The sequence below is a fragment of the Oceanicella sp. genome (assembly GCF_056449545.1).
In genome coordinates this window covers 56,848-81,619 of record NZ_JBWOMN010000070.1, presented here as the reverse complement: position 1 = coordinate 81,619, position 24,772 = coordinate 56,848, and the positions used below count along the sequence as shown (strand labels likewise).

At 68.7% G+C, this 24,772-nt stretch carries 20 protein-coding genes and 1 pseudogene; 12 read left to right on the top strand and 9 right to left on the bottom strand.

Going from position 1 to position 24,772, the window contains the following annotated elements; all coding sequences use genetic code 11:
• Window positions 1–263 (bottom strand): annotated as a pseudogene (locus AC1HC7_RS10030) (hypothetical protein); the annotation flags it as partial.
• 181 nt (window positions 264–444) lie between these two features.
• Between AC1HC7_RS10030 and AC1HC7_RS10025 the strand changes: the two are divergent.
• The 3 genes from AC1HC7_RS10025 to eda all read left to right on the top strand — a co-directional run bounded on the left by AC1HC7_RS10025 (window position 445) and on the right by eda (window position 3,790).
• On the top strand, window positions 445–1,152 hold the full coding sequence (locus AC1HC7_RS10025; RefSeq protein ID WP_479497629.1) for a DUF899 domain-containing protein: 708 nt from the start codon (window positions 445–447) through the stop codon (window positions 1,150–1,152).
• A gap of 196 nt (window positions 1,153–1,348) precedes the next feature.
• Window positions 1,349–3,157 carry a phosphogluconate dehydratase gene (edd, locus tag AC1HC7_RS10020; protein ID WP_479497628.1) on the top strand — a complete coding sequence of 603 codons (1,809 nt, stop codon included), beginning with the start codon at window positions 1,349–1,351 and terminating at the stop codon, window positions 3,155–3,157.
• 3 nt (window positions 3,158–3,160) lie between these two features.
• A complete protein-coding gene (gene eda, locus AC1HC7_RS10015) occupies window positions 3,161–3,790 on the top strand; it encodes a bifunctional 4-hydroxy-2-oxoglutarate aldolase/2-dehydro-3-deoxy-phosphogluconate aldolase (protein ID WP_479497627.1) in 630 nt (209 codons plus the stop codon).
• Window positions 3,791–3,857: 67 nt separating this feature from the next.
• On the opposite strand, the gene mtgA is transcribed toward eda, so the two are convergent.
• Both mtgA and AC1HC7_RS10005 read right to left on the bottom strand, forming a co-directional pair.
• Window positions 3,858–4,523: a monofunctional biosynthetic peptidoglycan transglycosylase gene (gene mtgA / locus AC1HC7_RS10010; RefSeq protein WP_479497626.1), complete on the bottom strand. Its 666-nt coding sequence runs from the start codon at window positions 4,521–4,523 to the stop codon at window positions 3,858–3,860.
• A 118-nt stretch (window positions 4,524–4,641) separates the two neighbouring features.
• Window positions 4,642–5,952 (bottom strand): HlyC/CorC family transporter, encoded by a 1,311-nt coding sequence (locus AC1HC7_RS10005; RefSeq protein ID WP_479497625.1) that lies wholly within the window; start codon window positions 5,950–5,952, stop codon window positions 4,642–4,644.
• Window positions 5,953–6,197: 245 nt separating this feature from the next.
• Between AC1HC7_RS10005 and cysS the strand changes: the two genes are divergently transcribed.
• The 3 genes from cysS to AC1HC7_RS09990 are packed head-to-tail and all read left to right on the top strand — an operon-like array spanning window position 6,198 to window position 10,078.
• Window positions 6,198–7,631, top strand: coding sequence for a cysteine--tRNA ligase (cysS, locus tag AC1HC7_RS10000; RefSeq protein ID WP_479498981.1), 1,434 nt, complete (start codon window positions 6,198–6,200; stop codon window positions 7,629–7,631).
• Window positions 7,628–9,256: a citramalate synthase gene (gene cimA, locus AC1HC7_RS09995; RefSeq protein ID WP_479497623.1), complete on the top strand. Its 1,629-nt coding sequence runs from the start codon at window positions 7,628–7,630 to the stop codon at window positions 9,254–9,256. Before cysS ends, cimA begins: the two co-directional genes overlap by 4 nt.
• A 6-nt stretch (window positions 9,257–9,262) precedes the next feature.
• On the top strand, window positions 9,263–10,078 hold the full coding sequence (locus AC1HC7_RS09990) for a phytoene/squalene synthase family protein (RefSeq protein ID WP_479497622.1): 816 nt from the start codon (window positions 9,263–9,265) through the stop codon (window positions 10,076–10,078).
• Between the two features lie 54 nt (window positions 10,079–10,132).
• On the opposite strand, the gene AC1HC7_RS09985 is transcribed toward AC1HC7_RS09990, so the two are convergent.
• The 5 genes from AC1HC7_RS09985 to ssb form a co-directional block, all read right to left on the bottom strand.
• Window positions 10,133–10,774, bottom strand: a complete 642-nt coding sequence (locus AC1HC7_RS09985) for a class I SAM-dependent DNA methyltransferase (RefSeq protein ID WP_479497621.1) — start codon at window positions 10,772–10,774, stop codon at window positions 10,133–10,135.
• A 45-nt stretch (window positions 10,775–10,819) separates the two neighbouring features.
• Window positions 10,820–12,184: a methylenetetrahydrofolate--tRNA-(uracil(54)-C(5))-methyltransferase (FADH(2)-oxidizing) TrmFO gene (gene trmFO / locus AC1HC7_RS09980; RefSeq protein WP_479497620.1), complete on the bottom strand. Its 1,365-nt coding sequence runs from the start codon at window positions 12,182–12,184 to the stop codon at window positions 10,820–10,822.
• A gap of 62 nt (window positions 12,185–12,246) precedes the next feature.
• Window positions 12,247–14,979 carry a DNA gyrase subunit A gene (gyrA, locus tag AC1HC7_RS09975; protein WP_479497770.1) on the bottom strand — a complete coding sequence of 911 codons (2,733 nt, stop codon included), beginning with the start codon at window positions 14,977–14,979 and terminating at the stop codon, window positions 12,247–12,249.
• A gap of 223 nt (window positions 14,980–15,202) precedes the next feature.
• Entirely contained in the window at window positions 15,203–16,408 is a 1,206-nt protein-coding gene (locus AC1HC7_RS09970) for an NAD(P)/FAD-dependent oxidoreductase (protein WP_479497619.1), read from the bottom strand.
• A 33-nt stretch (window positions 16,409–16,441) separates the two neighbouring features.
• Window positions 16,442–16,999, bottom strand: a complete 558-nt coding sequence (ssb, locus tag AC1HC7_RS09965) for a single-stranded DNA-binding protein (RefSeq protein WP_479497618.1) — start codon at window positions 16,997–16,999, stop codon at window positions 16,442–16,444.
• A gap of 263 nt (window positions 17,000–17,262) precedes the next feature.
• Here ssb and ppk2 point away from each other — a divergent pair, with 263 nt between their 5' ends.
• The gene (ppk2, locus tag AC1HC7_RS09960; RefSeq protein WP_479497617.1) at window positions 17,263–18,204 is read left to right on the top strand and encodes a polyphosphate kinase 2; all 942 of its coding nucleotides are present in this window, start codon (window positions 17,263–17,265) and stop codon (window positions 18,202–18,204) included.
• Between the two features lie 39 nt (window positions 18,205–18,243).
• On the opposite strand, the gene AC1HC7_RS09955 is transcribed toward ppk2, so the two are convergent.
• Entirely contained in the window at window positions 18,244–19,101 is an 858-nt protein-coding gene (locus tag AC1HC7_RS09955) for a hypothetical protein (RefSeq protein ID WP_479498980.1), read from the bottom strand.
• 352 nt (window positions 19,102–19,453) lie between these two features.
• Here AC1HC7_RS09955 and AC1HC7_RS09950 point away from each other — a divergent pair, with 352 nt between their 5' ends.
• The 5 genes from AC1HC7_RS09950 to AC1HC7_RS09930 all read left to right on the top strand — a co-directional run bounded on the left by AC1HC7_RS09950 (window position 19,454) and on the right by AC1HC7_RS09930 (window position 24,625).
• On the top strand, window positions 19,454–19,720 hold the full coding sequence (locus tag AC1HC7_RS09950) for a PepSY domain-containing protein (RefSeq protein ID WP_479497615.1): 267 nt from the start codon (window positions 19,454–19,456) through the stop codon (window positions 19,718–19,720).
• A gap of 67 nt (window positions 19,721–19,787) precedes the next feature.
• A complete protein-coding gene (locus tag AC1HC7_RS09945) occupies window positions 19,788–20,291 on the top strand; it encodes a cytochrome b/b6 domain-containing protein (protein ID WP_479497614.1) in 504 nt (167 codons plus the stop codon).
• Between the two features lie 119 nt (window positions 20,292–20,410).
• Complete coding sequence (locus AC1HC7_RS09940; RefSeq protein WP_479497613.1) at window positions 20,411–20,938, top strand: helix-turn-helix transcriptional regulator; 528 nt, start codon at window positions 20,411–20,413, stop codon at window positions 20,936–20,938.
• A gap of 211 nt (window positions 20,939–21,149) precedes the next feature.
• The gene (gene uvrA / locus AC1HC7_RS09935; RefSeq protein ID WP_479497612.1) at window positions 21,150–24,014 is read left to right on the top strand and encodes an excinuclease ABC subunit UvrA; all 2,865 of its coding nucleotides are present in this window, start codon (window positions 21,150–21,152) and stop codon (window positions 24,012–24,014) included.
• A 176-nt stretch (window positions 24,015–24,190) separates the two neighbouring features.
• A complete protein-coding gene (locus tag AC1HC7_RS09930; protein WP_479497611.1) occupies window positions 24,191–24,625 on the top strand; it encodes a CBS domain-containing protein in 435 nt (144 codons plus the stop codon).
• Window positions 24,626–24,772 lie beyond the last annotated feature (147 nt).

Sequence of the window (24,772 nt, the reverse complement as noted above, 5' to 3'; positions counted from 1 at the left end):
AGGAGTCCTGGCACATCGCTCCCGGCGTCGCGCAGCGCCGCGCCGCCCGCCAGCGGCGCGTAGCCGGTGTTGCCGCCGCGCGCGCTCGCCGCCATGGCGTCGATGAAGGGCGGCGGCGTCGGCTGGTCATGCTCGCCGATGGTGAGGTTGATCACCGGGATCCCGGCGTCGCGCATCTGCCGGGCGCGGATCAGCAGGTCCCATCCGTCGGAGCCGCCGTCGAGAATGCCGCGGATGCGGCGCGAAGGGCGCGGGTCGGTCATGGCGGCTCCGGACATCAGGAGGGCGTGGGCGCATTCGCCGGGTCGGCCCCAATCTGTGCCAAAGCCGACGCGGCGCCGCCAATCACGATTTGTGTCCGGCCGCATCAGCGGGCGCGAATGGGGGTTGCCAATGTTAACCAAACGGATAACAATAGCCGAATGCCGCAACAGGGAGAACGCCATGACCGCCCCGAACCTCGTGCCTCGCGAAACCTGGACCGCCGCGCGTCTGGCGCTGCTTGAGGCCGAAAAGGCCTTCAACGCGGAGCGTGACGCGCTGAGCGCGCGCCGCCGCGCCCTGCCATGGGTGCGGATCGAAAAGGACTACGTGTTTGACGCGCCGGACGGCGAAAAGACCCTCGCCGATCTGTTCGACGGCTGCGGGCAGCTGATGGTGCAGCATTTCATGTATGGCGCGGATTGGCATGAAGGCTGCCCCTCCTGTTCCTTCTGGATCGACAATTACAACGGCGTCGAGGCGCATCTGCGCGCCCGCGACCTGGCGCTGGCGGCGGTGGCCGCCGCGCCGATCGCCAAGCTGGAGGCGTATCGCAGACGCATGGGATGGAGCGTGCCCTTCGCGTCCTCCGGGCGCTGCGACTTCAACCGGGATTTCGGCGTCGCCTTTCCCGAGGACCCCGACGCCCGATCCGCGATGAGCTACAATTACCGCAAGGGCGGCTTCGGCGGGACCGAGGCCCCGGGCGCCAGTTTCTTCGCGCGCCTGCCTGACGGCGGCGTGGCGCACAGCTATTCGACCTATGCGCGCGGGCTCGACATGATCAACGGCGCCTATCACGTGCTCGACATGGCGCCGCGCGGCCGCGATGAAGACGGCCTGGATTTCACCATGGCCTGGCTGCGCCGCCGCGACGCCTACGCGGGCTGAGCGCCCGGACGCCCGGGCGTCGGGGCGCGCGGCGGTTGGCGCGCAGCAACATTGTTGCGCTGCAGCGCGCCACCGGCGCCGGATCGCTCTATCTGTCCGCGGCGCCCCGCGCGCGGCTTGACGCGGCGCGCGCAAACCCGCTTTTTGCCGGCAGCGGGCCAGCGGGCGCCGCAAAGGCAGGGCAGGGGGCGCCGACATGCATCCGACGATCGTCAAAGTCACCGACCGCATCCGCGCGCGCAGCCGCGCCGGCCGCGCCGCCTATCTGGACCGCATGGCGCGGGCGCGCGACGAGGGCCCGCGCCGCGCCGGGCTCGCCTGCGGCAACCTCGCCCATGTGACCGCGGCCAGCGCCCCCGCCGACAAGGCGGCGCTGGCGCGGGGGGCGGCGGGGCATCTGGGCGTCGTCACCGCCTATAACGACATGCTGTCGGCGCATCAGCCGTTCGAAGCCTATCCCGACCTGATCCGCCGCGCCGCCCATGACGCGGGCGGCACGGCGCAGGTGGCGGGCGGCGTGCCGGCCATGTGCGACGGGGTCACGCAAGGCCAGCCGGGCATGGAGCTTTCGCTGTTTTCGCGCGACGTGATCGCCATGGCGGCGGCGGTGGCGCTCAGCCACAACGCCTTTGACGCGGCGGTGTATCTTGGGGTCTGCGACAAGATCGTGCCGGGGCTGGTGATCGCAGCGGCGACATTCGGGCATCTGCCGGCGGTGTTCCTGCCCGCCGGGCCGATGGTTTCCGGCCTGCCCAATGACGAAAAGGCGCGGATCCGTCAGCTTTACGCGGCGGGCGAGATCGGGCGCGCCGAATTGCTCGATGCGGAGATGAAATCCTATCACGGCCCGGGCACCTGCACCTTCTACGGCACCGCCAACACCAACCAGATGCTGATGGAGTTCATGGGCCTGCACCTGCCGGGCGCCAGCTTCCCGACCCCCGGCACGGATCTGCGCGAGGCCCTGACCATGGCCGGGGCGCGGCGCGCGCTGGAAATCACCGCGCTCGGCAACGACTACTCGCCAGTCTGCGACATCCTCGACGAGCGCGCCTTCGTCAACGGCGTGGTCGGGCTGCACGCCACCGGCGGATCCACCAACCTCACCATCCACCTGATCGCCATGGCCCGGGCCGCCGGGGTGGCGCTGGATTGGGAGGATCTGGCCGAATTGTCGGACATCACGCCGCTGCTGGCGCGGGTCTATCCCAACGGGCTCGCCGACGTGAACCATTTCCACGCCGCGGGCGGGCTTGGCTGTCTGATCGGCGAGCTTCTGGACGCGGGCCTGCTGCATCCCGACACAAGCACCGTGGCCGGCGAGGGGCTCGCGGCCTATACGCGCGAACCCAAGCTGATCGACGGCAAGCTGACCTGGGTCGAGGGCGCGCGCGAAAGCCTCAACGACATGATCCTGCGCCCGGTTTCAAGGCCGTTCCAGGCGGATGGCGGGCTGAAGCGCATCTGCGGCGATCTGGGCGAGGGGGTGATGAAGGTCTCCGCCGTCAAGCCCGAACGCCGGGTGGTCGAGGCCCCGGTCCGGGTGTTTCACGACCAGCAGGCGCTGAAGGACGCCTTCGCGGCGGGCGCGCTTGACCGCGACGTGATCTGCGTTGTGCGCTTCCAGGGGCCGCGCGCCAACGGCATGCCCGAACTGCACGCGCTGACCCCGCCGCTCGGGGTGCTGCTCGACAAGGGGTTCAAGGTGGCGCTGGTGACCGACGGGCGCATGTCGGGGGCCTCGGGCAAGGTCCCCGCCGCAATCCACATCACGCCCGAGGCCGCGGATGGCGGGCCGATCGCCAGGCTCCGCGACGGCGACCTGCTGCGGCTCGACGGCGCGGCCGGGACCATCGCCGTGCTGGCCCCGGATTTCGCCGCCCGCGCCCCGGCGACGGCGGATCTTTCGGCCAATGACCATGGCATGGGGCGCGAATTGTTCGCCCCCTTGCGCGCCGCGGTGGGAACCGCCGCCGCCGGCGCCAGCGTCTTTTCCCGAGGATAGCCCATGTCCCTGATCGACGACATCATCGCCGCCGCGCCGGTCATTCCGGTGATCGTCATCCGCGACCTCGCCCACGCGGCGCCGCTGGCGCGCGCGCTGTGCGCGGGCGGATTGCCGGTGCTCGAAGTGACGCTGCGCACGCCGGCGGCGCTTGACGCCATCGCCGCCATGCGCCAAGCGGCGCCCGGGGCGATCGTCGGCGCCGGCACCCTGACCCGCGCCGCGGACATCGCCCGCGTCCGCGCGGCGGGGGCGCGCTTCGGGGTGTCGCCGGGGGCGCCGCGCGCGCTGATCGAGGCGGTGCGCGCGGCCGATTTCCCGTTTCTGCCCGGCTGCGCCACCGCCACCGAGGCCATGACCCTCGCCGATGACGGGTTCGAACTGGTGAAATTCTTTCCCGCGGGCGCGGCGGGCGGCCCGGCGCTGCTGAAATCGCTGGCCGGCCCGCTGCCCCATATCCGTTTCTGCCCCACCGGCGGCGTCAGCCCGGCCAATGTCGCCGACTATCTGTCGCTGAAGAATGTCGCCGTGGTCGGCGGGTCATGGGTCTGCCCCGACGATCTGGTGCAGCGCGGCGATTGGGACGGGATCGCCGAACTGGCCGGCGAGGCCGCGCGCCTGCCGCGAAACTGATGCGATCCCGACGCGCCGACGCCAGCCCCGACCGTAGGGCGGATCCCGATCCGCCATTGGCCGCGCCTCACTCCGGCGCGGAAAAACAGGCGTCGCGCCCTTCGGCGGCCAGCGTGCGCGCGCCCTCGACGATGGCCGCGACGCGGCGTTTCATGTAGCGGCTGTCGGAGCGGGCGTCGCGCCCCTTGGGGTCGGGCAGGATCGCCGCCAGCCGCGCCGCCTGGGTCAGCGTCAGCCGGTCCGCGCCGCGCTTGAAATACCGCTGCGCCCCGGCCTCGACGCCAAAGACCCCCTCGTCGAATTCGGCGATGTTGAGATACGCCTCCATGATTCGCCGCTTGGGCCACAAGGCTTCGACGCCAAGCGCGAACCCCGCCTCCAGCGCCTTGCGCAGATAGCTGCGCCCGGGCCAGAGAAACAGGTTTTTCGCCACCTGCTGGGTGATCGTCGATCCGCCGCGCTGTCGCCGGTCGCGTTCGCGCCACGCCAGTTCCAGCGCCGCGAGGTCGACGCCCCAATGGTCGCAGAACCGCGCGTCCTCGGCCGCCGCCGCCGCCCGCGCCATGTCGGGCGATATGGCCGACAGGTCGCGCCAATCCCGCGTCACGCCGCCAAGCCGGCGGGATTCGGCGAACATGTGCCAGCCGCCCGGCGGGTCGATCGCCCGGTAGGCGAGGATCCACAGCAGGGCCAGCGCGACCAGGGCCAGCGCGCAGATGACGACAAGCCGCATCGCCGCCCGAAGCGGCGCGCGCGCCGGGCGCCTCCGGGTTTGTCCGCCGCGTCGCCGCTTGCCGCTCATGTCACCGTCACCCCGCCACCCCGTCGTCGACGCCGACCAGCGCAAATCGTCATGCCAGGCGCTTGATCTTGATTCTGGTCAGCTGGTTGCGCACCCGCTCGACCACTTCGAAGCGAAAACCGTGAAAGCTGAATATCTGCCCCGCGTCGGGGATCGCCTGCGCCTCGTGGATCACCAGCCCGGCGACGGTGGTGGCCTCGGCGTCCGGCAGCGCCCAGTCGCAGGCGCGGTTGAGGTCGCGCACGGTCATGGCGCCGTCCACCAGCAGCGCGCCATCGGCGAGCCGGGTGAATTCCACGTCCGGCTCGTCATGTTCGTCGGTGATGTCGCCGACGATCTCCTCCAGAATGTCCTCGAGCGTGATCAGCCCCTGCAGGTCGCCGTATTCGTCCACCACCAGCGCAAAATGGCTGCGCCGCTTCAGAAACGTCCGCATCTGGTTGTCGAGCGGCGTGGTGTCGGGCACGAACCACGGCTTCATCAGCACGTCGGCGAGCCGGAACGCGTCGAGCCCGCTCCAGCCGTCCTTCGAATCCCGGGTCAGCCGGTTGACCTCGCGCAGCAGGTCCTTGGCGTGGATCACGCCGATGATGTTGTCGGGATCGTCCTTCCACACCGGAATGCGGGTGTAGGCCGAATTCAGGCAGGCGTCGACGATCTCGCCCGGGGGCAGGTCGCCGTCGATGGTCTCGATGCTGGCGCGATGCACCATCACCTCGGACACCTCGCGCTGCGCCAGGTCCAGCGAGGCCAGCAGCCGGTCGCGGTCGTCCTTGCCCACCGCGCCCTCGGAATGGTGCAGGGAAATGGCGTCGGCGATTTCCTCATGCGCCAGCACATGGGCGTCGGGATCGATGCGCACCCCGATCGCGCGCAGCAGCAGGCGCACGAACATGCTGATCGCCGCCACCATCGGGGCCAGCGCGCGCACCAGCACCGCGATGACCCGCGCCACCCGCGCCGCCGCCGGCTCCGGCGCGGCGATGGCGTAGGTCTTGGGCGTGACCTCGGCGAAGACCAGCACCAGCAGGGTCATCACCAACGTGGCGATCGCCACGCCGCTTTCGCCGTAAAGCGTGGTGAAGACGTTGGTCGCCAGCGCCGCCGCCAGAATGTTGACCAGGTTGTTGCCCAGCAGGATCGCGCCGATCAGCCGTTCGCTGTTCTCGGTGAGCCTGAGCGCCATGGACGCCCCGCGCGACCCCTTTTCGGCCATGCCGTGCAGCTTGGACCGGCTCGACGCGGTCAGCGCCGTCTCCGACCCCGAAAAGAACGCCGAGAGCAGCAGCAGGATCACGATCGCGCCCAGGCTCCACCAGATCGCGGGGTCCCAGTGGGCGGCGCCGGTCGCGGGGGTCATTCGGGTCTCTCCTTGGTTGCGCGGGTGGGCCCCTGTTATGGGGCGCGACGGGTTTGGCGACAAGTGCGCCGCGCAACGCTTGCCTATCGCCGCGCGCTGGGGCATAGAGTGTCCCATGAACGCCGCACCTCGCATCGCCGGGATCTGCATTATCCGCTGACATATCGTCCGCGGCGCGCGTCTGTTTCCCAACTCCCAAGAAAACGCCAGGCCCGCGCGGGACGCCGCCTTTGGGGCCTTGAGACATGACCGAGCATCCGATCCGCCTGCGCAACGCCGCCACCGGCAGGAAAGAACGGCTGATTCCGATCGACTGGCAGGGCGACATGCCCGCCGCCGAACGCCAGGTGCGCATGTATGTCTGCGGGCCGACGGTCTATGACCGCGCCCATATCGGCAATGCGCGGCCGGTGGTCGTCTTCGACGTGCTGTTTCGCCTGCTGCGCCATGTCTATGGCGAGGATCACGTCAGATACGTGCGCAACATCACCGATATCGACGACAAGATCCTCGCCCGCGCCGCCGAGAGCGGGCGATCGGTCGCGGACATCACCGAAGAAACCACGCGCTGGTTTCTCGACGACATGGCGGCGCTCGGCGCATTGCCGCCCACAGAACAGCCCCGCGCCACCCGCTGGGTGCCGCAGATGGCGGCGATGATCGGGGAGCTGATCGCGCGCGGCAACGCCTACGAGGCCGAGGGCCATGTGCTGTTCGCGGTGGATTCCTACGCCGAGTACGGCAAGCTGTCGGGGCGCGCGCTCGACGACATGATCGCCGGCGCCCGGGTCGAGGTCGCGCCCTACAAGCGCAACCCCCTGGATTTCGTGCTGTGGAAGCCCTCGGCCCCCGATCAGCCCGGCTGGGACAGCCCCTGGGGGCGCGGGCGCCCGGGCTGGCATATCGAATGCTCGGCCATGAGCCATGCGCTGCTGGGCGCGGACTTTGACATCCATGGCGGCGGCGCCGATCTGGCCTTTCCGCATCATGAAAACGAGATCGCCCAGTCGCGCTGCGCCCATCCCGGCTCGGGCTTCGCGCATCTGTGGATGCATAACGGCATGATCAAGGTGGATGGGCGCAAGATGTCCAAAAGCCTTGGAAACTTCATCACTGTCCATGACTTGCGCGAAAAACTTCATCCGCAGGTGTTGCGGCTGACGCTGCTGTCGGTGAATTACCGCAAATCGCTGGACTGGACGGATTCGCGGGTGCGGGAGATGGAGACCTGGCTTGAATCCGCCATCCTCGCCTGTCCGGCGGACTGGAATGGCGAGCGCCTGTCCGACGATCTGCCCGAACCGGTGCTGAAGCGGCTGTGCGAGGACCTCAACACCCATGGCGCCTTGGTCGAGATCGGCCTGTTGCGGACCCGCGCCGGGCCGGGCGGGCGCGATGATGCGCAAGCCTCAAGACAGGTCGCCAACGCCTTGGCGTTCCTCGGCTTTGACCGGTCATTCCTCGACGATCGCGCCGCGCAGGGCGCCCAGATCGGCCCGCTGATCGAGCGCCTGCTCGACACCCGCAAACAGGCCCGCGCCGCGAAGGATTTCGCCCGCGCCGACGCCATTCGCGACGCCTTCGCCGCCGCCGGGGTGCTGGTGCAGGACACGCCCGAGGGCGCGGTCTGGGAACTCGCCCCGGATTTCGACGCCTCCAAGCTGGAGGACGCGCAATGACCCGCGATCGAATCTGGCTGTTCGACACCACGCTGCGCGACGGCCAGCAGACCGCCGGCGTGGATTTTTCCGCCGACGACAAGACCCGAATCGCGCGCGCGCTCGACGATCTCGGGCTCGACTATGTCGAGGGCGGCTGGCCCGGCGCCAACCCCACCGACAATGATTTCTTCCAGGCCGCGCCAAGTCTTCGCAACGCCGCCTTCACGGCCTTCGGCATGACCAAGCGGGTCGGGCGCTCGGCCGAAAACGACGACGTGCTGGCCGAGGTGATCAATGCCGGCACCGCCGCCGTGTGCCTCGTGGGCAAGACCCATGACTTTCATGTCAGAACCGCGCTCGGCGTCGAACTGGCCGAAAACCGCGACGCCATCGCCGAATCGATCCGCCACCTGAAATCGCTGGGCCGCGAACCGCTGTTCGACGCCGAGCATTTCTTCGACGGCTACAAGTCCAACCCCGATTACGCGCTGTCCTGCCTTGACGCGGCGCTGGAGGCCGGGGCGCGCTGGGTGGTGCTCTGCGACACCAATGGCGGCACGCTGCCCCGGGAAATCGGCGCGATCACCGCCGCCGTCGCAAAGCGCATCCCCGGCGACCATCTCGGCATCCACTGCCATGACGACACCGGCATGGCGGTGGCCGGCAGCCTCGCCGCGCTCGACGCCGGCGCCCGCCAGATCCAGGGCACGCTGAACGGGCTGGGGGAACGCTGCGGCAACGCCAATCTGGTGTCGCTGATCCCGACCCTGCTGCTGAAGGAACCCTATGCGTCGCGCTACCGGATCGGCGTCAGCGTCGAAAACCTGCCCCGGCTGACCCATGTCAGCCGCATGCTCGACGACATCCTGAACCGCGCGCCGAACCGCCACGCCCCCTATGTCGGCGCCGCCGCCTTCACCCACAAGGCGGGGCTGCACGCCTCGGCGATCCTCAAGGATCCAAGCACCTACGAACATGTGCCGCCGGAAACCGTGGGCAATGAACGCGTCGTGCCCATGTCCAATCAGGCCGGCCAGTCGAACCTGCGCCGCCGACTCAGCGAAATGGGGCTGGCGGTGGAAAAGGGCGACAAGCGCCTGTCGCGCATCCTCGACGAGGTGAAGGCGCGCGAAGATCGCGGATTCGCCTATGACGGCGCGCAGGCCAGTTTCGAATTGCTGGCGCGGCGCGAACTGGGCCTGCTGCCCTCGTTCTTCGACGTCGAACGCTACCGGGTGATCGTCGAACGCCGCACCAACGCCGTGGGCGAACAGATCACCGTCTCCGAGGCGGTGGTGGCGGTGCGCATCGACGGCGCCCGCCTGATGAGCGTCTCGGAATCCCACGATCCGGTCACCGACGCCGATCAGGGGCCGGTGAACGCCCTGTCGCGCGCGCTGGCCCGGGATCTGGGGCGGTTCCAGTCCTATATCGACGACATGCATCTGGTGGATTTCAAGGTGCGCATCACCTCGGGCGGCACCGAGGCGGTGACCCGGGTGCAGATCGAAAGCGCCGACGGGCGGGGGCGGCGCTGGTCCACCATCGGCGTTTCGGCCAATATCGTCGACGCCAGCTTTCAGGCCCTCCATGACGCGGTGATCTGGAAACTGATCCGCGACGGCGCCGCCCATGGCGCCTGACCGCCCGTGAGCGACGCCTGCGCGGCATTGCTGGAAACCGGCGACCCGGACCGGTTCGCCGCCGCCCGGCTGGCGGGGCCGCTGGCCGGGCGGCTGACGGCGCTTTACGCCTTCAATCTGGAACTGGCGCGCATCCCGGCGCTGGTCAGCGAGCCCATGCTCGGCGAAATCCGCCTGCAATGGTGGCGCGACGTGGTGGGCGAGATCTTTGACGGCAAGCCGCCGCGCGGGCACGAGGTCGCGGCGCCGCTGGCCGCTGTCATCCGCGATTGCGACCTGCCCCGCGATCTGTTCGAATCGATGCTGGACGCGCGCTCCTACGACATTCATGGCCCGAGCTTCGCCGATCGGGCGCTGTTCGACGCCTATGTCGACGGGTCCGCCGCCGGGCTGACCCGGCTGGCGGCGCGCGCGCTGGGCGGCGGCGACGCCGCGGATGCGGCGGCGCGGGATTTCGGCTGGGCGGCGGGGGCGGCGAACCTGATCGCGGCGCTGCCCGCGATCTACGGGCGCGGCGGCGACCCGATCCCGGCCGCGGATCCTGCCGATCGCGCGCTGCTGGCCAATGGAAAAACCCCGGCGCCGATCGCCGACAGCATCGCCGCGATCGCCCGCGACGGGGTGGCGCGCATCGCCGCCGCGCGCGCCCGGCGCGGCGATGTCGCAGCCACCGTGCGCCCGGCGTTTTTCGCGGGTTGGCAGGCCGAGCGGATTCTCGTGTCGGCCGCCCGGCCCGGATTCGATGTTTTCGCCAACGCCCGGGTTTCGGAATTCCGCAGGCGCGGCGGGCTGGCCTGGCGGGTGATGACCGGCCGCTGGTGATGTCTGGCCATCGGGCGCGGCGCGATCCCGGCCCCGCCGCTGCGGATCAGGCGATCAGGTCTTTCGCAGCACGAACACCGTGGCGTCGAGCCCGATGCCCGGCAGATGCGGCCCGTGTTCCTTGAACAGCAGCGTGGCGCTGCCTGAATCCAGCGCCTCGCACAGCCGCCCCTGATAGGCGGGAACCTTCATCGCCTCGTCATTCAGCGAGAACGCCAGGCAGCCGCCCGGGCGCAGCGCGCCAAGCGCCGCGTCCAGCATTTCCGGCGGTGCGTGCCGGGGGCTGATCACCCCCACGGCGACGGCGTTGGCGTAGCTCTCGGGCGCGACCGGCAGGGGCCTGTCGGGGGGGGCGCGCAGCAAGGCGCGGTAGATGCGCTTTCGCGCGGCGATCTCCAGCATCTCGGGCGAGGTATCCGTGCCGTCGATGGTGGAAAACCCTTTTGCGGCGAGCGCCTCGCCGCTCAGCCCGGTGCCGCAGCCGATATCGAGCACCGGCCCCGCGCGCGCGTCCCCGGGCACGTGTTTCGCCAGCGCGGCGGCGATGCGGGCCGGGGCGGCGTAGCGGTTGGCCCGCATGTCCGCCTCGTAGCTTTTCGCCCAGTCGCGATACAGCGCCTGAACCGCCGCGGGCGAATCCCGCGTGCAGACCGCGCCCAGCATTCCCGGACCGTCCGGCGTAGTGTCATCATCCATGGCGCCACCCTTCGCCGGCCATTTTCGGCCCTCGCGCGGGGTGAGTCAAATGCGCGGCCCGGCGCTGTCCGCCAGCCAGTCGCGCCACAGCGGCTTGGCGCGCGCGGTGTAGCCCATGGCGCGTTCGCGCTTGCCGCGCCGGCCCTTGCGCGGGGCGTCGAGCGGCGGAAACAGGCCGAAATTGACGTTCATGGGCTGGAATCCGGCCGCCTCGGCGCCGCCGGCGAGATGGGCGATCAGGGCCCCCATGGCGGTTTCGCGCGGCGGCGGCGCCAGCGGCGCGCCCCGGGCCTCGGCGGCGGCGTAGCGCCCGGCGAGCAGCCCCATGGCGGCGCTTTCCACATAGCCCTCGACGCCGGTGATCTGGCCGGCGAAGCGCAGGCGCGGCGCGGCCTTCAGGCGCAACTGGTCGTCGAGCAGGCGCGGCGAATTCAGAAAGGTGTTGCGGTGGATGCCGCCCAGCCGCGCGAAACGGGCGTTTTCAAGCCCGGGGATCATTGCAAAAACATCGGCTTGCGCGCCATGCTTCATCTTGGTCTGGAACCCGACGATGTTGAACAGCGTGCCAAGCGCGTTGTCCCGGCGCAATTGCACCACCGCATGCGCCTTGATCTGGGGCTGGTGCGGATTGGTCAGGCCCACGGGCTTCAGCGGGCCGAAGCGCAGGGTCTCGCGCCCGCGTTCGGCCATCACCTCGATGGGCAGGCAGCCCTCGAAATACGGCGTGTCCTTTTCCCAATCCTTGAATTCGGTCTTTTCCGCGGCGAGCAGGGCGTCGATGAAGGCGTTGTACTGCGATTCGTCCATGGGGCAGTTCAGATAGGCCGTGCGCTGGTCTTCGGTGTCGCCCTTGTCATAGCGCGACTGGAACCACGCCTTGGTCAGGTCGACGCTGTCGGCGTAGACGATGGGGGCGATGGCGTCGAAAAACGCCAGCCCCTGATCGCCGGTCTTTTCGCGGATCGCCGCGGCCAGCGCGTCCGAGGTCAGCGGGCCGGTGGCGATGATCGCCGACCCCCAGTCCTCGGGGGGCAGGCCGGCGATCTCGCCGCGTTCGATCTCGATCAGCGGATGGGCGCGCAGCCTTGCGGTGACGCCTTGCGAGAACGCCTCGCGATCGACGGCGAGCGCGCCGCCGGCGGGCAGGGCGTGCGCGTCGCCCATCTCCATGATCAGCCCGCCGGCCTCGCGCATTTCCCAATGCAGCAGGCCCACGGCGTTGGTCTCGTCATCGTCGGAGCGGAAGGAATTCGAGCACACGAGTTCCGCCAGCCCGGCGGTCTGATGCGCCGCGGTGCCGCGTTCGGGGCGCATTTCATGCAGGATGACCGGCAGGCCCTGCCGGGCGATCTGCCAGGCGGCCTCGCTGCCCGCGAGCCCGGCGCCGACGATATGGATGGGTTTTTTCATGGGCCGGACATAGGGCGCCGGGGGGCGCGAGGAAAGCGGCGATTTGGGGCGGCGGGGGCCTTTCAGCCCTCGCCGCCGGGCGCGTCGCCCGGGTCATCGGGCGGATCGCCCGCCATGTCGCCCGCAGCCTCGTCCGGGCCCTGATCGGCGATGCGCGCCACCGACACCACCTTTTCGCCGGCGCCGGTGTTGAACACCCTGACGCCCCCCGCCCCGCGCGAGCGGAACGAGATCCCCGCCACCGGGCAGCGGATCGACTGCCCCGCGTCGGTGGCCAGCATCACCTGATCGTCGGCCTCGACCCGGAACGAGGCCACCAGCCGGCCGCCGCGCATGGCCTTGTCCATGGCCATCACCCCCTGGCCGCCGCGCCCGCGCAACGGGTAGTCATGGGACGATGACAGCTTGCCGGCGCCTTTCTCGGTGATGGTGAGGATCAGGTCCTCCGCCGCCGACATGTTGGCGTAATCGGCCTGGGTGAACTGGAAATCCGCGGCGCCGGCGTCCCTGTCCCCGGCGGTCTCGTCGGTCTCGTCGGTCTCCTCGGTCTCGTCGATATCGGCGTCGTCCTCGGTGGCCCCGGCCACCGCGCGGCGCATTTTCAGATAGGCCTCGCGCTGCTGGGGGGTGGCCTCGTAATGACGGATCACCGACATGGCCACCAGTTCGTCGCCCTCCGCCAGCCTGATGCCGCGCACGCCGGTGGAATCGCGGCCCTTGAACACCCGCACCGCGGTGGTCGAGAACCGGATCGCCTTGCCGAGCGCGGTCAGCAGCATCACGTCGTCGTCTTCGTCGCAGATGCGCGCGTTCACCAGCCGCACGCCTTCGGGCAGCTTCATGGCGATCTTGCCGTTGGAGCGCACATTGGTGAAATCCGACAGCGCATTGCGGCGCACGTCCCCGGCGGAGGTGGCGAAGAAGATCTGCAGGTCGCCCCAATCCTCCTCGGGCGCGTCCACCGGCATGATCGCGGCGATGGAGACCCCCGGCGGGATCGGCAGCAGATTGACGATGGCCTTGCCCCGCGCGTTGCGCCCGCCCGGGGGCAGGCGCCAGGTCTTGAGCTTGTAGACCATGCCGTCGGTGGTGAAGAACAGCAGCTGCGTGTGGGTGTTGGCGACGAACAGCCTGGTGACGAAATCCTCGTCCTTGGTGTTCATGCCGCTCAGGCCCTTGCCGCCGCGCGCCTGCGAGCGGAAGGCCTCCAGCGGCGTGCGCTTGATGTAGCCGCCATTGGTGATGGTGACCACCATGTCCTCGCGCTCGATCAGGTCCTCGTCATCCATGTCGCCGACATAGTCGACGATCTCCGAACGCCGCGGCGTGGCGAACTGCTCGCGCACCTCGGACAATTCGCTGCGGATGATGGTCATGATGCGGTCGCGCGAGCGCAGGATGTCGAGGTAATCGGTGATCCTGGCGGCGAGCTGTTCGAGTTCGTCCGTCACCTCGCGCACGCCCAGCGCCGTCAGCCGCTGCAGGCGCAGTTCGAGGATCGAGCGCGCCTGGGTTTCCGACAGCCGATAGGTGCCGTCATCGTTCATCTTGTGGCTCGGATCGTCGATCAGGCGGATATAGGGCGCGATGCTCTCGGCCGGCCAGTCCTTGTCCATCAGCCGCGCGCGCGCCGTCGCCGGGTCGGGCGAGGCGCGGATCAGGGTCACGACCTCATCGACGTTCTCGACCGCGACGGCGAGCCCGCACAGCACATGCGCCCGCTCGCGCGCCTTGCGCAATTCGAATGCGGAGCGCCGGGCCACCACCTCCTCGCGAAAGGCGATGAAAGCCGACAGGATCTTCTGCAGGTCAAGCTGTTCGGGCCGCCCGCCGTTCAGCGCCAGCAGGTTGCAGGGGAAGGAGGTCTGCAGCGGCGTGTAGCGAAACAGCTGGTTGAGCACCACTTCCGGGGTCGCGTCGCGCTTCAGTTCGATCACCACCCGCACGCCGAGCCGGTCGGATTCGTCCTGCACATGGGCGATGCCCTCGATGCGCTTGTCGCGGGCCAGTTCGGCGATCTTCTCGATCATCGTCGCCTTGTTCACCTGGTAGGGGATCTCGTCGACGATGATGGCGAAGCGGTCCTTGCGGATCTCCTCGATGCGGGTCTTTGAGCGGATGATCACCGATCCGCGGCCCTCGTGATAGGCCTTGCGCGCCCCGGCGCGGCCCAGGATCAGCCCGCCGGTGGGGAAATCCGGGGCCGGGACGTAGTCCATCAGTTCCGGGATGGTCATGTCGGGCCTGTCGATCAGCGCCAGCGTCGCGTCGATCACCTCGCCCAGATTATGCGGCGGGATGTTGGTGGCCATGCCCACGGCGATGCCGGCGCCGCCATTGACCAGCAGGTTGGGATAGCGCGCCGGCAGCACCACCGGCTCGCGGTCCTTGCCGTCGTAATTGTCCTGGAAATCGACGGTGTCTTTCTCGATATCGGCCAGCAGCGCCCCGGCGGGCCTGTCCATGCGCACCTCGGTGTAGCGCATGGCCGCCGGGCTGTCCCCGTCCATGGAGCCGAAATTGCCCTGCCCGTCGAGCAGCGGCAGCCGCATGGAAAAATCCTGCGCCATGCGCACCAGCGCGTCGTAGATCGCGGTGTCGCCATGGGGGTGGTATTTGCCCATCACGTCGCCGACGGGGCGCGCCGATTTGCGATAGGACTTGTCGTGGGTGTTGTTGGTCTCATGCATCGCGTAGAGGATGCGCCGATGCACCGGTTTCAGCCCGTCGCGCAGGTCGGGAATGGCGCGGCTGACGATCACGCTCATGGCGTAATCGAGATAGCTGCGCTTCATCTCGTCCTCCACCGAGATGCTCGGACCCTCGTAGACCGGTTTCTGGGGAGGAATTTCGGACGGCTCGTCAGAGCTGTTGCTGTCGTCGGTCAATGGGCGTGTCCTGCTCGGGATCGGTCTTGTCTGAACGGCTGTTCCGCAGCCGTGCGATCTTATACGACCTGCGCGCCGGGGGGGCAATCTTCACCGGGGGTCCGAGGGGCCGATGCAGGCGTTTTGGCGCCTAAAGCGCCTTCAGATCGGCCTCGGGATCGCCAATTCGCGCCGGGTCGGGGGCATGGCCGCGCTCCAGCCAGCGCTTGCCGGTCATGTAGGCGCGCGGGTCGTTCATGGCGTCCACCGCCAGCAGCGCGTCATCGGCGAAATACCACACCGACCGGCTGCCGGGGCGGGGGCCGGGGCGCGACACGGTGCGGGTCCAGCCGGCGTTGAGCCCGGCGATCTGCAGCTTCACGTCGTATTGATCGGACCAGAACCAGGGGTGGGGCTGGTAATCGACCGGTTGCCCGAGCATGGCGCAGGCGGCGGTTTCGGCCTGATCGATGGCGTTCTGCACGCTTTCCAGCCGGATGCGCCGCCCGCGACAGACGAAGGACGCGCAATCCCCGGCCGCATGGATCGCCGGGTCCGAGGTGGCGCAGCGCCCGTCGACGGCGATGCCGTTGTCGAGCGCCAGCCCCGCCGCGTCGGCCAGCGCCGCGTTGGGCGCGACGCCGATGCCGACCAGCGCGAAGTCGATGTCCAGGGCGTGGCCGTCGGTGAGCTGCGCGCCGCGCACCTCGCCCGCGCCGGTCAGGCGGGCCAGCCCGACGCCCTCGCGGATATCGACGCCGTGGCTTTCGTGCAGGGCGCGAAAATACGCCGCGGTGGCGGGCGCGGCCACCCGTTGCAGGATGCGCGGCGCCATCTCGACCAGCGTCACCTTCAGCCCGCGCCGCGCCGCCACGGCCGCCGCCTCCAGCCCGATATAGCCGCCGCCGACGATCAGCGCCCGGCGGCCTTCGACCAGCTCCGGGGCCATGGCGTCGGCGTCGGCGAGGCTGCGCATGACGTAGACCCGCCCCAGCGCGCCGCCGATCCGGTCGGGCAGCCGCAGCGGCCGGGCGCCGGTGGTCAGCGCCAGACTGTCATAGGGCAGGGCGGTCCCGTCGCTCAGCGCCACGGTTTTCGCGGCGCGGTCGATGGCCGTGGCCTCGACGCCCTTGCGCAGCGCGATCCCCTGCTCGGCGTAGAACGCCTCCGGACGCAGGTAGAGCCGTTCGCGCGGGGCTTCGCCCAGCAGGTATTTCTTGGACAGGGGCGGGCGCTGATAGGGGGGCTCCGGCTCGGCGCCGATCAGCGCGATCTCGCCGTCAAAGCCTTCGGCCCGCAGCCTGGCGCACAGCGCGGCGCCGGCCTGCCCGGCGCCGATGACGACTATTCGCGACATGGTGCGGCTATCCCCGCCGACGCCGGGCGCCGGTCAGAACGGGATCTCGTCGTCAAGATCGTTGCGTCCGCCGCCGAAATCACCGCCTTGCGATCCGCCCTGCGATCCGCCGCCTTGCGATCCGCCTTGCGGCCCCCCCTGCGACCCGGACCCCTGCGAGCGCCCGCCGCCGAAATCACCGCCGCCGCCGCCGCTGTAGCCGCCGCCGCCGAAATCACCGCCGCCGCCGCCGCCCTCGCCGCGCGTGTCCAGCATGGTCAGTTCGCCGCGATACGGGCGCAGCGCCACTTCGGTGGTGTAGCGGTCCTGGCCGGACTGGTCCTGCCATTTGCGGGTTTCAAGCTGGCCCTCGACATAGACCTTCGAGCCCTTGCGCAGATACTGTTCGGCGATGCGCACCAGATGTTCGTTGTAGATTTCCACGCGATGCCATTCGGTGCGCTCGCGCCGCTCGCCGCTGTTCTTGTCGCGCCAGGTCTCGGACGTGGCCAGGCGCAGGCTGCACACCTTGCCGCCGCTTGGAAAGCTCCGGGTCTCGGGGTCCGCGCCCAGATTGCCAATGAGGATGACTTTGTTGACGCTGCCCGCCATGCGCTGCTCCTGTGCCGCGATTCCATACGCCGCGCAGATTAGCGAAGCCCGCGCCCCGGCGACAGAGGCGATTGTCGGTTGAATCGCGCGAAAATCCGCCGCGACTTGACTTCGCGCAAGGACAGACTGGTTTCACGGCGCCACCATATGGTTCGAGCGAAGGGCGCTTGACGCGGATGCGGGCCGGGACCGGGCCGCGCGGCGCGCGGCGCCTTGCGATGATCGCCCGCCCAGGGACCGGATTGACACGAAGGAGATCGCCCATGCAGAAAGACCTCGAAATCAGCCATGCCGACGCGGATCCGGCGATCGACCCCGCGCCCGAGGCCGTCAGGGAAACGGCGCCGGCGCCTCACCCGGACGCCAACGCCATGCGCCGGGCGTTCGAGCATGGCGAATACCCCTACAGTTCCAAGATGAAGCGCCAGGAATACGAAAAGAAGAAGGCGGCGCTGCAGGCCGAACTGCTGAAGGTGCAGCTCTGGGCCAAGGACACCGGGCAGAAATTCGTGCTGTTGTTCGAAGGCCGCGACGCGGCGGGCAAGGGCGGCACGATCAAGCGTTTCATGGAACACCTGAACCCCCGCGCCGCGCGCGTGGTGGCGCTTGAAAAGCCCACCGACGAGGAACGCGGCCAGTGGTATTTCCAGCGTTACGTCCGCCACCTGCCGACCTCGGGCGAGATGGTGCTGTTCGACCGGTCCTGGTACAATCGCGCCGGGGTGGAGCGGGTGATGGGCTTCTCGACCCCCAACGAATACCTTGAATTCATGCGCCAGACCCCGGAATTCGAACGCATGCTGGTGCGTTCGGGCATCCAGCTCTACAAATACTGGTTCTCGGTGAGTCAGGAGGAACAGCGCCGCCGCTTCAAATCGCGCGAGACCGATCCCCTGAAGCAGTGGAAGCTGAGCCCGGTGGACAAGGCCAGCCTGGAAAAATGGGACGACTACACCGAGGCCAAGGAGGCGATGTTCTTCTACACCGACACCGCCGACGCGCCCTGGACGGTGATCAAGTCCAACGACAAGAAGCGCGCGCGGCTGAATTGCCTGCTGCATTTCCTGTCGACGCTGGACTATCCCGGCAAGGATCCCGAGGTCGCCTGCGGCCCCGATCCGCTGATCGTCAGCAAGGGCGCCCATGTGGTGCATCATGACAGCCACATCCTCGGCAAGACCCTGCATCCCGGCGCGCGATCCTGACCGCCGCGGCTGCGGTCTGGCCGCTCGCCCGCCTGAGCGTCAGCCGCGCCCGGTGGATCGGCGGCGGCCCGTCTTCCCGGCCTTCTCGAAGCTCGGATCGGTGGGGGCGTCCTTGGCGTCGTTGGGGATGAACACCCGCTTGCCGTCGTCGATCGGCCCCCAATCCTCCTCGCAGTCGCAGGAGGCGCAGGGGGTGCGGCCGATGGTCTGGTTCTCGATGTCGAGTCCGGGGTCGATGCTGGCCTCGATCTTCAGATCGCCGAGATCGACGCCGACATTGTCGGACAGCTCGATCACGCGCGGGTTGCTCAGACTCTGCACGAAGCTGCGGGTGAAGTTGAGGTTGCCGCGCACGGTGGTGATCGCCTCCAGCCCGTAGGGCACCGCCAGAAACCGGCAGCGCATGCTCACATGCAGGATCCGCAGCGGTTCGCTGACCTGCAACTGTCGGCGGATCTTGCGGGCGATCGAGGCGGTGCTGATGGCGCCGAAGGACGAGGACCTGGTCAGCGTGTTGGCGATCTTGCCGCCGAGCGAGGTCCCCCCCGGCAGGCTCAGCCCGAGGCTGGCCTCGGCGGTGGTGGCGTCGGAGATGCTCCTGGAGATGCTGGCGGACAGGCTTTCGGCGAGTTCGTTGATCTCCTCCTCGGTCAGCTGCACGGTCACCGAATGCGGCTCGTCGCCATTGTGCATCTGGGTCAGGATGCAGGGGTTCTCGCTTTCCTTGATCACCCATTTGCGGCAGGTCAGCTCGCCAAGCCGGCGAAAGCTGCGCAACCGCAGATTGATCGGGAACGGAACCTTGATCGGGTTGCGCGCCAGCAGCTTGCTGACCGTGGTGCCCTGTGCGATCATCGCCTCGATCTCGGCCTTGGGGACATCGAACGGATTGGGCATGTCATTTGCTCCTGAATGAAGGGTTGAACGGGGAGTGCGCCTGACAAATCGAAGCTGTCGCGCCCGGCTCGCCTCGGCGTCATTCGGAATTCACGAAAGCGGCCGCCCAAGGGGCGCGGCGCGCCCGCCCGCTCGGGCCGCTGGGCAGGCGCGCAGCCTAGCACGCGGGGCCGGAGCCAGCCGTGAACGCGCCGCCGCCGTCGCGCGCTCCCGGTCCGCGACATCGCATAAACCCAGGTGGCATGCGGCCCCGCCTAAACCCTCGGGCGGTGGCGTTGCTGCGCTGCAATGCGCAGGTTCCGGCCAGCCCGACGGATCGGCCGCCGGGCCAGCAAGATCAAAGGAAACATCAATGCGCACCACCATCATCGCCACCGCCGCCGCGGCGCTCATCGCCATCGCCGGGGCCGCCGCCGCCTCCACCATCGCCAAGGGCGACATGCTCGGCGTCGACGAGGGTTCGGTGCGCGCGACGCTGGTCGAAAAGGGCTTCGAGGTCCGCAAGATCGATGACGAGGACGGCATGATCGAAGTCTATGCGCTCAAGGACGGCAAGCGGTTCGAGCTTTACGTGAATCGCGCCACCGGCGCCGTCGCCAAGGTGAAGGAAGATGAATGACGCGACTGCGTCCGTGACATCCGTCGCCGCGTCCGGATCCGAAAGGGTCCGGGCGTGGGATGTCTTCGTGCGGCTGTTCCACTGGTCGGTGGTGACGCTGGTGTTTCTCAACATGGTGGTTCTCGATGACGAAAGCCGCGCCCATGTGTATGTGGGCTACGCCGTCGCCGGTCTTGTCGCCGCGCGGCTGGTCTGGGGGCTGATCGGCAGCCGCAACGCCCGGTTCTCGGCGTTTCCGCCCAGCCTGTCGGCGGCCCGCGACCATTTCGCCGGCATGCTGGCGGGACGGCGCGACAAGCCCCATGTGTCGCATAACCCGGTCGGCGCATTGATGATATACAACCTGCTGGCGACGCTGGCGCTGATCTCGGTGACCGGGTTGATGTTGCGTATGGACGCCTTCTGGGGCGTCGGATGGGTGGAGGAGGTGCATGAGGCGCTGACCGGCTGGCTGACCATCAGCGTTCTCGCGCATGTGGCGGGGGTGTTCGTGGAGCAGGCCCGATCCGGCGTGAATCTCGTGCGCGCGATGGTGACCGGATGGAAGAACATGCCCAGCGACCCGAAGTGACTGCGGCGGCAAGCGCGCGCCCCGACATGGGCGCGCCGCGCACAGGCGCCAGTTCTGGGGCCGGGTTCGGGGCCGGGTTCGGGGCCGGAATCGGGGCCTGGTCCGGCGGCGGGGGCATTGTGAAATCGCTGCGCGCCGCGGCCGCGCGCCGGGGCTGGACCGCCGAGGCGCTGGCCATGGCGGCGATCATCGCCCTGCAGGCCGTCGCGGCGCTGTTCTTCGTCGCCGACACGGTCTTTGACATCATCCACGAAACCTCGACCGACGCGCTGCACAACCTGTTCGAACTCGCCGCGGTGCTCGGCCTGGTGTTCGGCATCGTCGTCCTGGCGCGGGAAATCCGCCGCATCCTGCGCCGCCACACCAGCATGGCGCGCCAGCTGGACGCCGCGCGCGGGGCGTTTCACATGGTGATCGAGGCGCGGTTCGCCGACTGGGGCCTGACCCCGGCGCAGCGCGACGTGGCGCTGCTGTCGATCAAGGGGCTGACCATCGCCGAGATCGCCGCCGCCCGCGGGGCCCGCGACGGCACCGTGAAGGCCCAGCTCAGCGCCATCTACGGCAAGGCCGGCGTCAGCAACCGCGCCCAGCTTCTGGGCCTGTTCATCGACGAACTGGTGGACGGTCCGATCCTGGCCCCGGGCTGATCCGCGCCGCAAGCCGCCGCGCCGGCCAGGAACGCGGCGCCCTGATCGGCGCCTGACCGGCGCCTGACCCGAGCGCCTTGGCCAAACGCCGCCAACGCGTCGCGGGGGATGGCGGCGCGTTGGCAAACGTTCTCGTTTCGTTTACATTGGCGCGACTCGACTTCCCGTGACGGATGGCTATGTAACGGGACCGCCGGAACGGGAGCCGCCGATGACCGATCTCAAGACCATCTCGATCCGCGGCGCGCGGGAACACAACCTCAAGTCGATCGACGTGGACATCCCCCGCGACCGGCTGGTGGTGATCACCGGGCTGTCGGGGTCGGGCAAGTCCTCGCTGGCGTTCGACACCATCTACGCCGAGGGCCAGCGCCGCTATGTCGAGAGCCTGTCGGCCTATGCGCGCCAGTTTCTCGACATGATGCAAAAGCCGGATCTGGACCATATTTCCGGCCTGTCCCCGGCGATCTCCATCGAACAGAAGACCACCTCGAAAAACCCGCGCTCCACCGTGGGCACGGTGACCGAGATCTACGACTACCTGCGCCTGCTGTTCGCGCGCGCCGGCACGCCGTATTCGCCGGCCACCGGGCTGCCGATCGAGGCGCAGCAGGTCTGCGACATGGTGGATCGGGTGATGGCGCTGGAACCGGGAACGCGCGCCTATCTGCTGGCCCCGATCGTGCGCGACCGCAAGGGCGAATACCGCAAGGAATTCGCCGAGCTGCTGAAGCAGGGGTTTCAGCGGGTCAAGGTCGATGGCGAGTTTCATGAACTCGACGCCGCGCCGCAGCTCGACAAGAAATTCCGCCACGACATCGACGTGGTGGTTGACCGCATCGTGGTGCGCGCGGGGCTGGAAACCCGGCTCGCCGACAGTTTCCAGACCGCGCTGGGGCTGGCCGACGGCATCGCCGTGGTCGAGACCGCGCCAAAGGACGGCGACCCGGAGCGGCTGGTGTTTTCCCAGAAATTCGCCTGCCCGGTGTCGGGTTTCACCATCCCGGAAATCGAGCCGCGGCTGTTTTCCTTCAACGCCCCCTTCGGGGCCTGCCCGGCCTGCGACGGGCTCGGGGTCGAGCTGTTCTTCGACGACCGGCTGGTGGTCCCCGATGAAAGCCTGAGCCTGTGGCAGGGCGCGCTGGCGCCCTGGGCGAAATCGCGCTCGCCCTACTTCAAGCAAACCATCGAAGCCATTGGCAAGCACTATGGATTCGATATTCACACGCCGTGGAACAAGCTGCCGGAAAACGTGCGCGACACCATGCTGCACGGCTCCGGCGAGGAGGAGATCAAATTCCGCTATGACGAGGGCGGGCGGGTCTACGAGCTCATCCGCACATTCGAGGGCGTGGTGCCCAACATGGCGCGCCGGTATCGCGAGACCGATTCCGCTTGGGTCCGCGAGGAATTCGAGCGCTACCAGAACGATCGCCCCTGCCAGACCTGCGGCGGATTCCGGCTCAAGCCCGAGGCGCTCGCCGTGAAGATCGGCGGCGAACATGTGGGCCAGGTGGTGCGAAAGTCGATCCGCGCGGCGCTGGCCTGGGTCGAGGACGCGCCCGCTCATCTCAGCGCGCAGAACAACGAGATCGCCAGGGCGATCCTGAAGGAAATCCGCGAACGCCTTGGTTTTCTTGTCAATGTCGGGCTGGACTATCTGACGTTGAGCCGTAATTCCGGCACTCTGTCGGGGGGCGAGAGCCAGCGCATCCGCCTCGCCAGCCAGATCGGTTCGGGGCTCACCGGGGTGCTCTACGTGCTTGACGAACCCTCGATCGGTCTGCACCAGCGCGACAACGGGCGATTGCTGACCACGCTCAAGAACCTGCGCGATCAGGGCAACACGGTGATCGTGGTGGAGCATGACGAGGAGGCCATCGCCACCGCCGATCACGTCATCGACATCGGCCCGGGCGCCGGGGTGCATGGCGGCGAGATCATCGCCCAGGGGACCCCCGCCGACATCGCCGCCTGCGAGGCCTCGATCACCGGGCAATACCTGACCGGCGCGCGCGAAATTCCGATCCCCGCCAAGCGGCGCAAGCGCAACCGAAAGAAAGCCGTCACCGTGGTCGGCGCCACCGGCAACAACCTGCGGAACGTCACCGCCGAATTCCCGCTCGGGGTGTTCACCTGCGTCACCGGCGTGTCCGGGGGGGGCAAGTCGTCGCTGACCATCGAGACCCTGTTCAAGACCGCCTCCATGCGGCTCAACGGCGCCCGCCAGACCCCGGCGCCTTGCGAGACGATCAAGGGGCTGGAGCATCTCGACAAGGTCATCGACATCGACCAGTCGCCGATCGGGCGCACCCCGCGCTCCAACCCCGCCACCTACACCGGCGCCTTCACCCCGATCCGCGACTGGTTCGCCGGGATGCCGGAATCAAAAGCCCGCGGCTACATGCCGGGGCGGTTTTCCTTCAACGTCAAGGGCGGGCGCTGCGAGGCCTGCAAGGGCGACGGGGTGATCAAGATCGAGATGCATTTCCTGCCCGATGTCTACGTCACCTGCGAGACCTGCAACGGCAAGCGCTACAATCGAGAGACGCTTGAAATAATGTTCAAGGGCAAAAGCATAGCCGATGTTCTTGACATGACGGTCGAGGATGCGGCGGTCTTCTTCAAGGCCGTGCCGGCGATCCGCGACAAGATGGAAACCCTGAAGCGCGTCGGCCTCGGCTACATCAAGGTCGGCCAGCAGGCGACCACCCTGTCGGGGGGCGAGGCGCAGCGGGTGAAGCTCAGCAAGGAACTCAGCAAGCGCGCCACCGGGCGCACGCTCTACATCCTCGACGAACCCACCACCGGGCTGCATTTCGAGGATGTGCGCAAGCTGCTCGAAGTGCTGCACGAACTGGTGGATCAGGGCAATTCCGTGGTGGTGATCGAACACAATCTCGACGTGATCAAGACCGCCGACTGGATCATCGACATCGGCCCCGAGGGCGGCGATGGCGGCGGGCGCATCGTCGCCGTCGGCCCGCCGGAAATCGTCGCCGCCAGCGGGGCCGGCCACACCGGGCGCTACCTGCGCGACATCCTCAGCGCCAAGGGCCGGATGGCGGCGGAATAGCCGGCCCGCGCGGCGGTCCGGCCGACCGCGCCGCGTCGCGCCTGGCGGGTTTTCACGTCTCGATGAACGGCGCGGGGCGCGGCGCGCGGCGCGCGCCGCGATCACATTCCCTTGACGAACCGTGATCATCCCGCCCACCTTGGGGTTGCAGCAGACGCAGTAATCCGGAGGTCGGCATGATCGTTTCGCGAATTCTCACGCTCAAGGGCTCGTCGGAAGTGGAGACGGTGGCGGAGGACATCACGCTCTCGGAGGCGGCGGGGGTGCTCTCGGCGCGCAGGATCGGCGCGCTGATGGTGTCGCCGGACGGCAAAAGCCTCAGCGGCGTCATCTCCGAACGCGACATCATCCGGGTTCTCGGGGTCGAGGGCGCGCCCTGTCTCGATCGGCTGGTTTCCGAGATCATGACCCGGGAAGTGTCCGCATGCGCCCCCGAGGACACCGCCGAATCATTGCTCGAGCGCATGACCGTCGGGCGGTTTCGCCACATGCCGGTGATGGAGAACGGGACGCTGGCCGGGGTCATCTCCATCGGCGACGTGGTGAAGGCGCGGATGAGCGAGATCGAATCCGAAAACGCCGCGCTCGCGGACATGATCAAGGGGTTCTGAACCGGGCGGCGGCCGGCGATTCCGCCCCCCCTCGCGGCCCGCCACCCCCCGGGGAGCGTTCAGGCCCGCGCCCGTCGAAAGCGGCGCGGTTTCCGGTTGACCCTGCCCGCGCAATATCGTTGCGTGGCGCGCGTGCGTCGGGGCTGA